This is a genomic window from Dactylosporangium sp. NPDC051541 (genome assembly GCF_044454505.1).
Lineage (GTDB): Bacteria > Actinomycetota > Actinomycetes > Mycobacteriales > Micromonosporaceae > Dactylosporangium.
In genome coordinates this window covers 1,039,206-1,053,823 of the sequence record NZ_JBITDU010000003.1, presented here as the reverse complement: position 1 = coordinate 1,053,823, position 14,618 = coordinate 1,039,206, and the positions used below count along the sequence as shown (strand labels likewise).

The window sequence follows — 14,618 nt, the reverse complement described above, 5'->3', positions numbered from 1 at the left end:
AACGTGGCAGCGGACACGGCAACGCGGCGGGCACTCCTGGCGGTCGTCGCCTGCCTGCTCGCCGCCGTGGCGTGGACGGGTCTCTACGCCGGGGGCGTCGCGGCCCCGATGTGGATCGTATGCGTGCTGTGCCCGCTCGGCCTGGCGTTCTCGGCGCTCGCCGGCTGGCTGACCGGTGACGCGCCCGGGATCGCCGGCAGTGCCCGCCGCTTCTGGCGCCGGCTCGGGATCGGCAGCGCGTGGGTCACCGTCGGTACCGCGATCATGACCCCGGCCCGGATGAACCCGGACGCCGCGTGGGCGCCGCGGCTGCTGCAGATCGCCTCGCCGCTGCTCGTCGCCGGCATCTTCGTCACGCTGTACGCCCTGCTGCGCCTGCCCGTGCACGCCCGCACCCGGGCCGAGTGGGCCCGCCTGGCCCTGGACGGCCTGACCGTCCTGATCACCACGGCCCTGTTCCTGTGGCACCTCGCGCTGCGCCCGGTGGCCGAGCACAACGGCGACCTGCGGGTCGTCATCGGGCTGTCGATCGTCGGCACGGCCCTGCTCATCACCCTGGCCGCCGTGTTGAAGGTCGTGATGCTCGGCAGCGGTACCGTCAGCCGCCGCTCGATGGCCCTGCTCGCCACCACCCTCGTCGTCGGCGGGTTCAGCTCCGCGGTGTCGCCGCTGATCGCCGAGCGCCCCCAGTGGGCCGGGGTCCAGCCGGTGCTGAACCTGATCTCGGCCCTGATCGTGGCGTGCGCGGCCCGGGCCCAGTGGCGCCCGGCCGAGCTGCGGAGCCCGGTCCGGCCGCCGCGCGCGTACAGCAAGCTGCCGTACTTCGCCGTCGGGGGCACGCTGGTGCTGCTGGCGTTCGTCGCGTACACCGACCACCGCGACATCGCCGCCGTGGCCTCCGGCGCGATCGCGGTCAGCGCCGTCGTCGGCGTCCGCCAGCTGGTCGCCCTCCGCGACAACCAGCGCCTGCTCGCCGAGGTCCGCACCCACGAGCGGCGGATGCGCCACCAGGCCACCCACGATGCGTTGACCGGCCTGGTCAACCGGGCCCACTTCACCGAGCTGCTCGGCTCCGCCCTGGACCGGCCGGCCCCGACCGCCGTGCTGCTCATCGACCTGGACGACTTCAAGTTCATCAATGACACGCTCGGGCACGCCGTCGGCGACGAGGTCCTGACCACCGTCGCCGACCGGCTGCGGGCCGCCGTCCGCCACGACGACGTGATCGCCCGCCTCGGCGGCGACGAGTTCGCGGCGATACTGCACGACGTGACCGCCGAGGCCGGGGTCCGGGTCGCCGAGCGCATCCGGGACACCCTCGCCGGCTCGGTGCGGGCGGCCGGGCACGAACTGCTGGTGCGGGCCTCGGTCGGGGTGGCCACCTCCGACCCCGGCGACGACGTCGACACCCTGCTGCGCAACGCCGACCTCGCCATGTACGCGGCCAAGGACCGCGGCAAGGGCGGCCACTTCGTCTACGTCCCGGGCATGACGACCCGCATGGTCGCCCACGCCGAGCTCGGCGCGCGGCTGCGGGACGCGATCGATGCCGGGCAGCTCTACCTGGAGTACCAGCCGATCGTCCGCCTCGACGACGGGCGCACCGTCGGCACCGAGGCGCTCGTGCGCTGGCGCCACCCGGAGCTCGGGACCATCCCGCCGGGCGACTTCATCCCGGCCGCGGAGCAGACCGGGCTGGTCGTGCCGCTCGGCCGGTTCGTCATGCGGGAGGCCTGCGCCCAGCAGGCCCGGTGGCAGCGCGAGCTCGGCGCCGCCGCGCCGTCCTACGTCTCCGTCAACGTCGCCGGCCGCCAGCTCACCGACGCCGACTTCGTCACCGACGTGCTCAGCGCCCTCGCCGACGCCGACCTGGCCCCGGTCCACCTCACGATCGAGGTGACGGAGACCGCGGTGGTCGACGCGGCCGCGATCGCCACGCTGCAGGAGCTGCGCGAGCGCCGCATCCGCATCGCGCTGGACGACTTCGGCACGGCCGCGTCGTCGCTGGGCCTGTTGCTGACCTGCCCGGTGACGACGCTGAAGCTGGACCGCTCGTTCGTCGACGCGATCACCACCGTGGCCCGGCAGGAGGCGGTGGCCACGGCCGTGATCCGGATGGCTCAGGCGCTGGATCTGAGCACGGTCGCGGAAGGCATCGAGACCGAGCCGCAGGCGCGGATGCTGCGCCACTTGGGGTACACCTTCGGGCAGGGCTTTTTGTTCTCCCGGCCCCTCGCCCCGGACGCCCTGGCGGCGCACGCCACGTCCCCGGCCCCGGCCTTCGCCGGGCTCGCCGTGCGGCACTAACCGCCGACGGCGGCGACCTGCTTCACGTGCCGCAGCGCGGGCACCGACTCGAGCCGCTCAACGCCCGGCAGCGGCCCGATCCGATGGGTCACGTAGCCGTACAGGTCGGCCATGTTGTCGCAGATGACGATGGCCACGAGGTTCGTCTCGCCGGTCGTCGCGGCCGCGAACACCACCTCCGGGTGCCGGGTCAGCTCCGCCCCGACCGCGGCCAGGTGCGCCGGCGTCACCGTCAGCCACAGCACGAACCGCGCCTTGAAGCCCATCGTGGCCGGGTCGAGCTCGACGTCGAAGAAGACCGCGCTGGTCGCCCGCAGGTGATCCAGGCGCCGCCGGACCGTCGACTCCGACCAGCCGGTGGCCGCGGCCAGCTGCGGGTAGCCCAGCCGGCCGTCGCGGTTGAGCGCGGCCAGCAGCGGGCCGTCCTCGGCGGCCAGCTCGGGCGGCGTGTCGAGCCGGGACGGCCGGTAGCGCAGCCGCTCGGACTGCTCGACGGTGAGGGTGCTGGCGCGGGCCTCGCCGCCGACCGGGCCGCCGGCGAAGTGGTGCATGAGGCAGTGCGCGCGGACCGACACGAGCCGCGGGGTGCGCGGAAGCTTCTGCAGCAGCAGGGCCTCGCGGTCGGCCGTGCCCGGGTTCTGCACCATGCACGTGATCTCCGTGCCGCCCGAGCCGAGCGTGACCCAGGTGGTGTCGGGCCGGCGGGCCAGGGCGTCGGCGATCGCGCCCGCGCTGTCCGGCGCGGTCTGCAGCCGGATCATCCACATGTCGTAGCCGAGCCGGACCCCGTCGGGGAGGGCGGCGACCCGCACACCCGCGTCGTGCAGCCGCCGATAACGCCGGGCCACCGTCTGGTCGGAAACGCCGAGAACTTCGGCGAGGGTACTGAACGACACCCGCCCGTCCAGCCGGAGCGCGTCGATGACCTGGCGGTCCAGCATGTCGAATTCCACCACTACACGGTAGCGCATGTCGAGATCCGCTAGGTGCGGCCACTTTCATATGAGGAAGCGGGCGCAGCCGGGAATCTACACGGCATGCGTAAATGGTCTGCCCTGACTGCCGTGTCCATCGGCACGTTCATGTTGCTCGTCGACGTCACGATCGTGACCGTCGCCCTGCCCGCCGTCTCCCGCGACCTCGGCGCGTCGCTGGGCGGGCTGCAGTGGGTCCTCGACGGCTATGCCCTCGCCCTGGCCGCGGTCCTGCTCGCCTCCGGCGCCCTCGCCGACGGCCACGGACGGCGGAAGGTGTACCTCGGCGGCACCGTCGTGTTCGCCCTCGCCTCCCTGCTGTGCGCGGCCGCCCCGAACGCCGGCCTGCTCATCGCGGCCCGGTTCCTGCAGGGCCTCGGCGGCGCGGCGATGCTCGCCACCACCGTCGCCATCCTCAGCGTCGCCTACACCGGCCGCGACCGCGGTGTCGCGTTCGGTGTCTGGGGCGCGGTCAACGGCGCCGCCGCCGCGGCCGGCCCGATCGCCGGCGGCCTGCTCACCGAACACCTCGGCTGGCGCTGGATCTTCCTCGTCAACCTGCCGGTGAGCCTCCTGGCCATCTGGTTCACCGTCCGCGGCGTCACCGAGTCCCGCGGCCGCAGCGACGCCCGCCTCGACCTCCCCGGCACCGTCACCTTCACCCTCAGCGCCGCCGCCGTCACGTTCGCCCTGATCCGCGGCGGCGACACCGGCTGGGCCGCCCCGAGCACCCTGGCCGCGTTCGCGGTCTCGGCCGTGGCCCTGGTCGCGTTCATCGTCCTCGAACGCCGCACCGACCACCCGATGCTCGACCTGCACCTGTTCGCGAAACCCTCGTTCAGCGTCCTCATGCTCGCGGGCCTCCTGGCCCAGGCGTCCGCGTTCGCGTACCTGCCGTTCACCACCGTCTGGCTGCAGCAGTTCCTGGGCCGGGGCCCCGTCGACGCCGGCCTCCTCGGCGCCCTGCCGATGAGCGCGGCCTCCTTCGTCGGCGGCGCGTTCGCGGGCCGCTTCCTGCAGCGCGTGTCCCCGCGCTGGACGATCGGCCTGGGCATGCTGCTCATCGGCGCGGGCGCGCTCCTGCAGGCGAGGCTGACCCCTTCGTCGACGGGAACGGCTCTGATCCCGGGCCTGATCGTCGTCGGCCTGGGCGTGGCCGCGGTCCTGCCGACCATGGCCTCAGCCGCCCTGGCCACCGTCCCCCACGAGCGCAGCGGCATGGCCGGCGGCGCGCTGAACACGTTCCGGCAGCTCGGTTTCGCCCTCGGGGTGGCCGTGTTCGGCTCCATCTTCGCCAACCGCCTCGAGTCCCACCACGCCCCGACGGACGCGGTGAACCACGTGGTCGCCATCGCCGGCTTCGTCGCTCTGGCCACGGGCGTGCTCGTGCTCCTGGTGGTCCGCGCCGCTCGCCCCGCCTGGGAAACCCAGAAGCCGGCCACCGAGCCTGTGGCCGAGCCCGTATAACGCTGGCCCCACCCCCGGTTGAAGGGGCACCGCATCTATGTAGTCTGGCCGCGGTTCGTCAGTTGCGGTCCGCGAATCAACCGGCGGGTTCGTCGTGGTCGTCATTCGGTGGTAGCGGGGCGCGGGCCTACGGCGGAGAAGCAACGTTCATGTGCGCGGGCGGGGCGGTCACCGGGCCCCCACGTGGCGTAACGCGGAGCGTGCGGGTTGCCGGGACCATAATGGCTGGATGGACGTCACCTGGTGGGGGCATGCGACCGTGGCCATCCGCGAGCGCGGGGTCACGATCCTGACCGATCCGGTGCTGCGGGACCGGCTCGCGCACCTGCACCGGCGGCGGGGGCCGCGGCCGCGGCTCGACCGGGCGCCGGATGCGGTTGTCGTGTCGCACCTGCACGCCGACCACTGTGACCTGCCGTCGCTGCGGACAATGCCCCCTTCGACGCGGCTGATCGTGCCGCACGGGGCGGCCGGGTTTCTGCGGCGGCGGCTCGGGGAGCGGGACTTCGTCGAGCTCAAAGCCGGGCAGGAGACGCGGGTCGGGGAGGTGACGGTCCGGGCGGCGCCGGCCGCGCACGACGGGGGGCGGACGCCGAAGTCGCGGGTCCGGGCGGTCGCGCTCGGCTATGTGGTCAGCGGCGACAAGTCGGCCTGGTTCGGTGGCGACACGGGGCTGTTCGACGAGATGAAGGAGCTCGGGCCGGTGGATCTGGCGCTGGTGCCGGTCTGGGGCTGGGGCTGGACCCTCGGGCCCGGGCACCTCGACCCCGCGCGGGCGGCCGAGGCCATGCGGCTGGTCGAGCCCGGGCAGGCGGTACCGATCCACTGGGGCACGCTCTGGCCGATCGGCTGCAAGCGGATACAACCGGACCGGTTCGAGCGGCCCGGGGCCGAGTTCGCGGAGTACACCAGGAGCGCGGCCCCGCAGACGGACGTGCGCGTGCTCGCGCCCGGCGAGAGTCTCGCACTTTGATCACCTTCGGCGGGCTGGTGGCCGCGGTCGCGATCATGTTCGGGGTCGTGGCCGTCGGGTCGATCCTGCCGGTCCTGCCGACCGGGGCGGCGGTGAGCGCGACCGCGGTCCTCGGCGCGCATTACAGTCCCCTGGCGGTGCCGGTGGTGATCGCGGTCGGCGGGCTCGGGGCCTACCTCGGCGATGCCGTCACGTTCGCGATCTGCCGGGCCGGCGGGGAGGCGCTGACCCGGCGGCTGCGGCTGCTGCGCACGGAGTGGAAGCTGGCCGAGACGGTGCGGGAGCGGCTGCGGCGACGGCCGGTGTCGGCGTTACTGGTGTCCCGGCTGGTGCCCGGCGGCCGGATTCCGGTGCTGCTGGCGGCCGCGATCGTCGGGCTTTCGTGGCGTACCTTCATCGTCTCCAACGTCGCCGCGGCCCTGCTGTGGTCGGCCACCTACTCGGCGATCGGCCTGCTGAGCCGCAACGTCTTCCCGCAGCCGTGGCAGGGCGTGGTCTGCGCGATCGTGATCGTGCTGGTCGCCGGTCAGGTCGCGAGCTGGGTCGAGAAGAAGCGCACCAAGAAAGCGAGCGCGGAGGTCACGCCGTAGCCTCGATGTAGATGGTCTCGTCGTTGCGCAGCACCTGATCGAGGTCGGCCACGTCGGGGAGGGCGCCCTCGCGATACGCCCGCACCGTGATCCCGTCCTCGGCGAATCCGGCCGTCGTGAGCGCGTAGGTGAGCTCCTCGCGGTCGTAGAGCCACGCGTGCCCATATACGTAGAACAGCTGGTTGAACATGAACGCGCCGCGGGCCGGCATGGCGGGGGCGACGCCGGTGAGGGCCCGGTTCATGCGGCGGCGGTGCTTGCCGAAGAAGCCGTCGCCGTTGACGTAGCTCTCGCAGTACACCCGCAGATCCGGCGTGGTGAGGCGCAGGAGGCCGCCGGGGCGCAGGACCCGCTTGACCTCGGTCAGCCAGGCGATCCCGGCGCGCAGGGTCACGTGCTCGATGAGATGCTCGGCGTAGACCCAGCCGGCGGTGTCGTCGGCGATCGGCAGCGGCCCGGTGATGTCCAGCTCGGTGAAGACGGACGCGCCGTCCACCCGGTACACCTGCCGGCTCTGGCTTGTCGTCCCGTCCTCGGCGGTGAGGGAGACGAGGTCGGTGCCGAGCGCCTGCGGGTGGTTGGTCTTGAACGCCGCGAACTCGATGCCGGTCAGGCCGAGCTGGTCGAAGTGGCCGCGGTCCAGTGTCTCGAACGCGAGCAGCGGCTCCAGCTTCGCGACGCGGGCCAGGTCCTCGGTGAACGAGTCGACCGTGGCGGCCAGCTCCTGCGGATCTTCCCAATTCCAGGGGCGTAACGCGGCCTCAGACATGCGTGCATCTAAACACCTCGAACTTTGGCCGACAAGGGAAGGTCTTTGTCGTGGGCCGGCGGCACCGGCATGGGCGCCCGGAGGCCGAGTGCTTCGAGCCAAGCCACAAGCTGCAGGTGTACTGCGACCGCTCCCGGCGGCGGCGCGGCGCGCAACGGCCACTCAGCCGGATACACCAGGATCGCCTCGGTCTGCCAGCCGCCGATGCCGCCGTGCGAGCCGACGAGTTCCTCGAACGCGGCGACCTCGTCGGTGCCGGCGTCGACCCGGCTGACGACGACGAGGTCGCCGACGTGCGCCATCTCCTGGTGGGCCCGCAGGTCGGCGGCGGCGTGCGGGCCGTAGGGCAGCAGCGGGTCGTCGCCCTCGACCTCGCCGTCGCGCAGGAAGTGCTTGCCGCCGGCCCCGATCGCGACCGGCCCGTCGGGGGTGGCGACGACGACCAGGCCGATGCCGGCGTGCTTGGCCAGGCCCTCGATCAGCCCGGGGCGCAGCGCCTCGACGTCGGTGAGCAGCGCGCGGCCGGGGACGCCGGTGAGGTACAGCATGGCGAGGTTGCCGGAGGCGATCGTGACCACCTCGCCGCGCGGGCCGTGCGTTATCGGCCCGCACGAGCGGGTCTGGTGCGACACCCCGGCCAGCAGGGTGTTGGCCCGGCCCCACTCCTCGTCGTTGGGGCCGGGGGTGGCGGAGGCGATGTTGTTGCCGGAGAGGTCGGCGACGAGTTGTTCCAGGGTCACGCCGTAGCGCTGGCTGAACGTGGCGCCCTGGCTCTGCCCGTGGTCGGAGAGCACCACGATCCGGTAGTCGCGGCCGGCGACCCGGGCCAGCTTGTGCAGCGTGCCGAGGACCCGGTCGAGGCCCTCGAGGGTCTGCAGGGCCTCCGGGCGCAGCGGGCCGGCGTGGTGGGCGACCTCGTCGTAGTCGACGAAGTCGCAGTAGATGACCGGGGCGCCGCGGCTCATCTGCTCCGCGATCAGTGAAACGTTCAGGTCCCGCAGCAGCACGTTGGTGACGGCGCGCAGGGCGACGTAGGCGGCGGTGCGGGGCACCCGCGGATACACGTTGCGGAACCGCTGCCGCCGCGCCTGCTGGATCTCCTTGAGCATCTCGCCGACGGACAGCACCAGCGCCCGGGCGAAGCCGTAGGGGCTGGCCACGAACGCGAGGTAGCCGCGGGCCGAGCGGCCCGGCAGCGCGGCGTTGCTGAACGTGAGCAGGCTGGTCGGGGCGTCGCCGGAGAAGACGTTGCTGATGCTGACGCCGCCGTCGGCGAGCAGGCCCCGGCCGGTGGTGATGCGGGCCTCGATGTCGGCGGCGTCGCGGGGCCGGTTGGTGACGACGAGGCGGGCCTCGTCCTTCTCGTACCAGCGGAACGCCGGGATCTGCGCGAAGTCCCCGTGCATGATCCCGGCCTGGCTGGCCGGGGTGGTGGCCGGCAGGCCGGTGTGCCAGGCCTGCATCGCGTGGGTGCCGGTGCGCACCCACTTGCCGAGGTTGGGCAGGTTGCCGGCCTTGACCGCCCAGGACAGCAGCGGCGCGGAGAGCCCGTCGAGCTGCACGATGAGCACGCCCGGCTCGGTGGCCGGGCGGCCGCGGTGCCGGCGGGCCATCTGGCGCAGTGCCTGGCCGAGGAACACGTCCTCGGAGCCGGCGTCGGCCAGCCAGTTGACGAGCGCGGTGAGCGCGGCCGCGAGCCAGGAGGCGATCCAGGCGTCGGTGAACGAGTCGACGCTGACACCGTCGGCGATGCGCAGCGCGGTGAACATGACGACGGCCTGGATGATCACCCCGACGGCCAGGACGCCGATCCCGCCGACGAGCACCGCGACGCCCAGCAGCACCAGCCGCATGACGGTGCCGATGGCGGCGAGCAGGACCGTGAGCTCGACCAGGGCCCAGGGTCCGCCGCTGGCCCGCACGCCGGGCAGCGCCCAGAACGTCACGGCGAGGACGGCGAAGCTGGTCACGCCCGAGCGCAGCAGCGACTTGCCCCACGCGACGGTGAGCCGCCAGTCCCGCAGCAACTGGATCGCGAAGCGTATCCGCGCAGCGACGACCCCCACGCCGCAAGATTACGTGGTGGGGGTCAGCACCGCCTCCACCGCCAGCCGGTACCGCTCGGCCGAGCGAACGGTCTCCTCGGCCGCCGCCCACCGTTCGCCGGGGTGGACGGGGCGCGGGGCGGACAGCACGTGGCGGAGCGCCGTCATCTCGGCGAGGTGCGCGTCGAGCAGCGAGAGCAAGTCGGGGTGCACACCTTGTTTATCCCACGTTCATCTGGGCGTAGTGACAGGTTCATTGCGAGAATGGCTCACATGGCCGCAAAGCTTGAAGTTGAACGAAAGTACGAACTGCCCGACGGCTTCGCCATGCCCGACCTCACCGGGGTCGGCGGCGTCGCGGCCGTCGGCGAGCCGGACGACCAGCGCCTCGACGCGGTCTACTACGACACCGCCGAGCTGCACCTGGCCCGCGGCCGGGTCACGCTGCGCCGCCGCACCGGCGGCAACGACGCCGGCTGGCACCTGAAGCGCCCCGCCGGCGGCGACCGCAGCGAGCTGCAGGTGCCCGCGAACAAGACCCAGCGCACCCCGCCCCGCGCCGTCGCCGACCAGGTCCGGGCCCTGACCCGCGGGGAGGCCCTCGCCCCCGTCGCCCGCATCCGCACCCACCGCGTCGAACGGGCCCTGCGCGCCGCCGACGGGCGCACCCTCGCCCTGCTCGCCGACGACACGGTCAGCACCGAGTCGCTGCGTAACGGCGGTGCCGCCCGCGAGTGGCACGAGCTCGAGGTCGAGCTCGTCGACGGCGACACCAAGGCCCTCGAACGCCTCGACGCCGCCCTGCGCAAGGCCGGCGCCAAACCGTCGAAGAGCGCCTCGAAGCTGCAGCAGGCCCTCGGGCCCGACTACCCCCTGGCCGAAAAGGCGCCTGACTCCGCCCTGGCGGCGTACCTCGCCGCCCAGCGCGACGCGCTCATCGAGCACGACCCCCAGGTCCGCGAGGGCGACGCCGAGGCCGTCCACAAGATGCGCGTCGCCACCCGGCGGCTGCGCTCGACCCTGCGCTCGTTCAGCGCGGAGCTCACCGGCGACCTCGACACCCTCCACGAGGAGGTCAAGTGGGTCACCGGACTGCTCGGCGGCGTCCGTGACACCGATGTGATGGGCGAGCGGCTCGACCACCTCATCCGTGCCGAGCCGCCGGAGCTGGTCCTCGGCCCGGTCGCGGCCCGGATCACGTCCCAGCTGGCGGCCCAGGCCGCCGAGGCCCGCCGGGCGCTCACCGCGGGCCTGGACAGTCCTCGCTACACGGCCCTGCTCAGCGACGTGGACGCGCTCGTCGGCCGCACCCGCCCCGCCCCGCGCAAACGGCTGATGCGGCGCGCGCACAAGGCGCTGCGGCGGGCCGACAGCCGGCTCGACGCCGCCACTTCCGACGTGGAGATGCACGAGTCCCGCAAGGCCTACAAGCGGGCCCGATACGCGGCCGAGCTGGTCACCCCGCTCGCCGGCAAGAAGGCCACCGCCCTCGCCGACCGGGTCACCGACCTGCAGGACACCCTCGGCACCCACCAGGACGCGACGGTCACCGGCGAGCTGCTCAAGGCCTACGGCATCAAGGCCTACGGCGCCGGCGAGAACGCGTTCACCTACGGCCTGCTGCACGCCCGCATCGACGAACAGGGCCGCCGCGCCCTCGAGGACCTGCCCCGGGTCCGCCGCCGGGCCCGCAAGGCGGCCCGGGCCCTCTACGGGTGAGGTGCGGGTGACACGGGTGCGGGGGTTCGATACTGTTCGAAGTCGTGCAGCTGCAGATCCACCTCGAGCCCATAGCCGGCGGTCCCGCATCCGACATCGATGAGCTGCTCAACCTCCAGCGCTGGCTGGTCGGCGAGCCCGGCATCGTCCAGTCCGAGGTCGGGCTGTCGACCGGCGCCGAGGAGGGGCAGCTGTCCGGCGCGGTCGAGATCATCAGCCTGGTCCTCGGCACCGGCCTGTCCGTCGCGCAGCTGCTGCTGGCCGTCTCCCAGTGGCGCAGCACCCGCCCCGCCGCCCCGGCCGTCATCCTGACCCGCATCGACCCCGACGGCACGTCGGTGCGCATCGAGTCCGCCGACCCGGCGGCCGTCGCCGCCGCGGCCCGGGCCCTCGACGGCTGAGCCGGGCGGCACCGTGGTGGAACTGGCCGACCCGCGGGCGTCGCGGGCAGTGCTCGTGGGCGGCGCGCGATACGCGACCCTGCCCGAAGTACCGGCGATCACCAGAAACCTCAACGGGCTCGCCGGGGTCCTCCAGGACCCCGACCTGTGGGGGCTCGCCCCCGAGCACTGCACGGTGCTGCACGACCCCGACGACGCCCGCGAGGTCTCCCGGGAACTGCGCCGGGCCGCGGAGGAGACCGCCCCCGAAGGGATGCTGGTCGTCTACTTCGCCGGGCACGGGCTCGTCGACCCGGTCGACGGCAGTCTCGTCCTTGGCCTGCGAGACACGGATCCGGCGGTACCGTATGAGGCCGGACTGCCGTTCGAGCACATCCGCCGCGCCGTCGCCGGCAGCCGCGCCCGGCGCCGCCTGGTCATCCTCGACTGCTGCTACGCCGGGCGGGCCGCCGGCCACCTGGCCGCCGGGGAGTCGGGCACCCAGGCCGTCGCCGACCAGGCCGGCAGCGACGACACGTGCCTGCTCGTCTCCGCGCCGCGCAACCGCACGGCCCAGGCCCCGCCCGGGGAGCCCTACACCGCGTTCACCGGCGAGCTCCTGCGCGTCCTGCGCGGCGGCCTGCCCGACCGGCCCACCCCCCTCGACGTGCGGACCGTCTGGCGCGAAGTCACCCTCCGGCTCCGCGAACGCGGCTTCGAACTGCCCGAACTGCGCTCCGCCGGCGACGAACTGGCCCTCGTCCACAACGCCGCCCGCCACCACCGCGACCTCGTCGGACGGATCGTCGTGGCCACCGCCGCCGTCGAGGACCGCGACCTGCGCCAGGCCGCCGTGCTGATCCTGCGCCACGACCGGGCCAAGGGCGCCGTCGGCGTGCGGATCAACCGGCCCACCGTCGACCCGCTGCCGGCCGACATCCCGCAAGGCTGGCGCCGGCTGCTGACCACCCCGGCGGTCCTCTTCGACGCCGGCCCGCTCAGCCGCTACGAAGGGTTCATCGCCCTGGCCCGGCTGCGCCCCGACGTCGAGCCGCCGCTGCGCTGGAGCCCCGTGCGGGACCGGCTCGGCGTCATCGCCCTGTCCGCCGACCCCCAGCCCCTCGCACCCGTCATCGCCGGGATGCGGCTGTTCTCCGGATACATCGGCTGGGGCCCCGACCAGCTGGAGGCCGACATCGACGGGGGCCTGCTCCTGCTCAGCGACGTCGACGTGCGCGAGGCGCTGTCCAGCCGCCCGCGCGACCTGTGGACCACCCTGCACGCCCGGGCGGCCGGAGAGTGACGGGGAGCGTGTCATGGAACTGCGCCTGATCGACGAGGTCGTGTCCGCGATCCGCCACGGCGGCACGGTGACCCTCATCCTCGGGGCCGGGATGACGATGCCGGCCGTACCAGGGCTGGACGAGCTCGTGGAACTGGCCGACCGCTACGCCGCCGGCCTCGGCGACGACGGCGAACTGACCCAGTCGCTGCGCCAGGCCCGGGAGTCGCTCGACCCGCACGCCCTGCCGATCGAGATCTACCTCGCGTACCGCCGCGTCTTCACCGCCCGCCGCTCCCCCGGCGAGTTCGACGTCGTCGCTCAGCAGGCCGTCCTCGCCGGCTACCGCACCCCCGACCTCAGCCTGTCGCCCCTGGCCACTCACGGCATCTGGCAGCGCGTCGACCTGCGCCTCGGCGAACGCGTCGAGAACAGCCTCGACTGGTGGGAGCTGCCGGCCGGGGTCCGCGCCGTCGGCCGGCTCCTCGCCGGGCGCCCCGACGAGTTCGGCAACAGCATCCTCACCACCAACTTCGACCCGCTCTTCGAGGTCGCCGTCCGCCAGACCGGCCGGCAGGCGGTCAGCGTCCCCGTCAACCCCGACGGCCGCCCCGACCGCCGCCCCGAAGGCGAAGGCGCCGTGCAGGTGTTCCACCTCCACGGGTTCTGGCGCCCGGTCAGCGACGAGGTCCGCTCGCCGCTGCTGCACGACCCGGCCCCCGACGCCGACGCCTCCGAGCCGACCTCGCGGGCCCTCGCCGAACTGATCACCGGCGACGTCGTGGTCGTCGTCGGATACAGCGGCTGGGACGACACCGTCGCCGGCGCCCTGCGCGCCGTCGCCGCCAACCGCCCCGTCCGCGTCCTGTGGGCCGTTCACGACGCCGCCCCGATCCGCCTGCCCGACCGCCTCGCCGGCCTCGTCGAGTTCTTCACCGACATCCACGGCGACGACCTGTTCACCGGCCTCGCCGACCGCCTCGAGATCCCCGCCGCGGGCCCCCGCGTCGACCCCCGGCGGCGGGTGCGCCACCTGGACTGGGAGCGCCAGCTGTTCTCCCAGCCCGGCAACACGGCCCCGGAAGGGGTACTGCCACTGCTCCGCCAGCTCGAACGCCGCTACGGCTGGGGCGTCGACTGGGCCGCCGACCCGCAGCGCCCGCGGCTGCTCTTCTGGCCGGTCCGCCTGCGCGCCCGGGCCAGCCTCATCAACGCCGTCCAGGCCCTGACCGCCGCGGCCCTGAGCGCCCGCGGCGTGCGCGTCGTCGTCTGCCTCGACGACTTCGGCGTCACCGACCGGGAGACGATCGGCGCCCAGTTCGCCGCCGACCTGACCCGCTGGATGCGCCGCGTCGACCCGGCCGCCGCCCCGCAGGTCGCCTCCCTGCAGGACTACGTCGCCACCGCCCAGGTCTCCCTGGAACGCCCCACCGACCCGTGGTCCGTCGCCCGCGTCTTCTACGGCGAACGCAACCCGTCCCTCTACAGCGTCCTCGCCGCGATCAAGGTCGTCCCGCACCTGGCCCTGCACGACCTGGAACGCAACGCCGGCGCCATCGTCCAGACCCTGCTCAGCAAGGACGCCAACCGCCTCCTCACCCCCCTGACCACCTGGTCCTACCTGCACTCCCTGCTCGAACACGAACCCGCCGCCGAGGTGATGGCCTACGCCGGCAGCGACGAGCGGCTGCTGTGGGAGCAGTTCCGCGAACACTTCGGCCTCGGCGGCACCCTGCTGTTCAACCCGTACATCAAGCACCTGACCAACGAGTCCCGGATGGTCCGCTGGACCAGCGCCGACGAACTACGCGCCTACCTCTCCTCCACCCGCGGCCTGCCCGGCTGGGGCGAGGAGGGAGGCTATGTGCACTGGCTGGTGCAGAATGCGCTGCTGCTCCCCCGATACTTGACCGGCGAGGCGTTTCCCGAGGTCGGCGGCTTCCACCTGGACTCGTGGTCGGCGTTCGCGGCCGCCCTGGACAGCGGCCTCCCGGTCCTGGATCTGCTGGCGTCGGACGTCTCAGCTTTCTATCTCGGCTGACCTGACGCGGCCCGACCACTACCGCCATGCCGGGCCGCCGCGCACGACGACACCGCCTTCGGACACTCGGC

General features: G+C 73.4%; 12 protein-coding genes. 8 read left to right on the top strand and 4 right to left on the bottom strand.

Going from position 1 to position 14,618, the window contains the following annotated elements:
• The first annotated feature begins 3 nt into the window (after positions 1-3).
• The gene (locus ACIA8L_RS19045) at positions 4-2,307 is read left to right on the top strand and encodes an EAL domain-containing protein (RefSeq protein ID WP_395906069.1); all 2,304 of its coding nucleotides are present in this window, start codon (positions 4-6) and stop codon (positions 2,305-2,307) included.
• On the opposite strand, the gene ACIA8L_RS19040 is transcribed toward ACIA8L_RS19045, so the two are convergent.
• Complete coding sequence (locus ACIA8L_RS19040; protein WP_395906067.1) at positions 2,304-3,260, bottom strand: Lrp/AsnC family transcriptional regulator; 957 nt, start codon at positions 3,258-3,260, stop codon at positions 2,304-2,306. The two genes, ACIA8L_RS19045 and ACIA8L_RS19040, sit on opposite strands and share 4 nt — an antisense overlap.
• Before the next feature lie 84 nt (positions 3,261-3,344).
• Between ACIA8L_RS19040 and ACIA8L_RS19035 the strand changes: the two genes are divergently transcribed.
• The 3 genes from ACIA8L_RS19035 to ACIA8L_RS19025 all read left to right on the top strand — a co-directional run bounded on the left by ACIA8L_RS19035 (position 3,345) and on the right by ACIA8L_RS19025 (position 6,311).
• Positions 3,345-4,748 (top strand): MFS transporter, encoded by a 1,404-nt coding sequence (locus ACIA8L_RS19035; RefSeq protein ID WP_395906065.1) that lies wholly within the window; start codon positions 3,345-3,347, stop codon positions 4,746-4,748.
• Positions 4,749-4,977: 229 nt separating this feature from the next.
• Entirely contained in the window at positions 4,978-5,721 is a 744-nt protein-coding gene (locus ACIA8L_RS19030) for an MBL fold metallo-hydrolase (RefSeq protein WP_395906063.1), read from the top strand.
• Positions 5,718-6,311, top strand: a complete 594-nt coding sequence (locus ACIA8L_RS19025; RefSeq protein WP_395906061.1) for a DedA family protein — start codon at positions 5,718-5,720, stop codon at positions 6,309-6,311. Before ACIA8L_RS19030 ends, ACIA8L_RS19025 begins: the two co-directional genes overlap by 4 nt.
• On the opposite strand, the gene ACIA8L_RS19020 is transcribed toward ACIA8L_RS19025, so the two are convergent.
• Genes ACIA8L_RS19020 through ACIA8L_RS19010 form a run of 3 tightly spaced genes read right to left on the bottom strand, consistent with a single transcriptional unit; the run spans position 6,301 to position 9,338 of the window.
• Complete coding sequence (locus ACIA8L_RS19020) at positions 6,301-7,080, bottom strand: class I SAM-dependent methyltransferase (RefSeq protein WP_395906059.1); 780 nt, start codon at positions 7,078-7,080, stop codon at positions 6,301-6,303. The two genes, ACIA8L_RS19025 and ACIA8L_RS19020, sit on opposite strands and share 11 nt — an antisense overlap.
• An 8-nt stretch (positions 7,081-7,088) precedes the next feature.
• Positions 7,089-9,146 (bottom strand): alkaline phosphatase family protein, encoded by a 2,058-nt coding sequence (locus ACIA8L_RS19015; protein ID WP_395906057.1) that lies wholly within the window; start codon positions 9,144-9,146, stop codon positions 7,089-7,091.
• 9 nt (positions 9,147-9,155) lie between these two features.
• Entirely contained in the window at positions 9,156-9,338 is a 183-nt protein-coding gene (locus ACIA8L_RS19010) for a hypothetical protein (protein ID WP_395906055.1), read from the bottom strand.
• A 60-nt stretch (positions 9,339-9,398) separates the two neighbouring features.
• On the opposite strand from ACIA8L_RS19010, the gene ACIA8L_RS19005 reads away from it, so the two are divergent.
• From ACIA8L_RS19005 to ACIA8L_RS18990, 4 genes are read left to right on the top strand one after another with little or no spacing between them, the layout of a single operon-like run.
• Positions 9,399-10,844 (top strand): CHAD domain-containing protein, encoded by a 1,446-nt coding sequence (locus tag ACIA8L_RS19005; RefSeq protein WP_395906053.1) that lies wholly within the window; start codon positions 9,399-9,401, stop codon positions 10,842-10,844.
• Positions 10,845-10,888: 44 nt separating this feature from the next.
• Positions 10,889-11,245, top strand: a complete 357-nt coding sequence (locus ACIA8L_RS19000; protein WP_395906051.1) for a hypothetical protein — start codon at positions 10,889-10,891, stop codon at positions 11,243-11,245.
• Between the two features lie 13 nt (positions 11,246-11,258).
• Positions 11,259-12,527 (top strand): YqgE/AlgH family protein, encoded by a 1,269-nt coding sequence (locus ACIA8L_RS18995; protein WP_395906049.1) that lies wholly within the window; start codon positions 11,259-11,261, stop codon positions 12,525-12,527.
• A 13-nt stretch (positions 12,528-12,540) separates the two neighbouring features.
• The gene (locus ACIA8L_RS18990) at positions 12,541-14,547 is read left to right on the top strand and encodes an SIR2 family protein (RefSeq protein WP_395906047.1); all 2,007 of its coding nucleotides are present in this window, start codon (positions 12,541-12,543) and stop codon (positions 14,545-14,547) included.
• The last annotated feature ends 71 nt before the right edge of the window (positions 14,548-14,618 follow it).

Excerpts from the sequence above, each read along its gene's own strand:
- ACIA8L_RS19035 (WP_395906065.1), top strand. The coding sequence starts at position 3,345 with ATGCGTAAATGGTCTGCCCTGACTGCCGTGTCCATCGGCACGTTCATG.
- ACIA8L_RS19030 (WP_395906063.1), top strand. The coding sequence starts at position 4,978 with ATGGACGTCACCTGGTGGGGGCATGCGACCGTGGCCATCCGCGAGCGC.
- ACIA8L_RS19020 (WP_395906059.1), bottom strand. The coding sequence starts at position 7,080 with ATGTCTGAGGCCGCGTTACGCCCCTGGAATTGGGAAGATCCGCAGGAG.
- ACIA8L_RS19005 (WP_395906053.1), top strand. The coding sequence starts at position 9,399 with ATGGCCGCAAAGCTTGAAGTTGAACGAAAGTACGAACTGCCCGACGGC.
- ACIA8L_RS18990 (WP_395906047.1), top strand. The coding sequence starts at position 12,541 with ATGGAACTGCGCCTGATCGACGAGGTCGTGTCCGCGATCCGCCACGGC.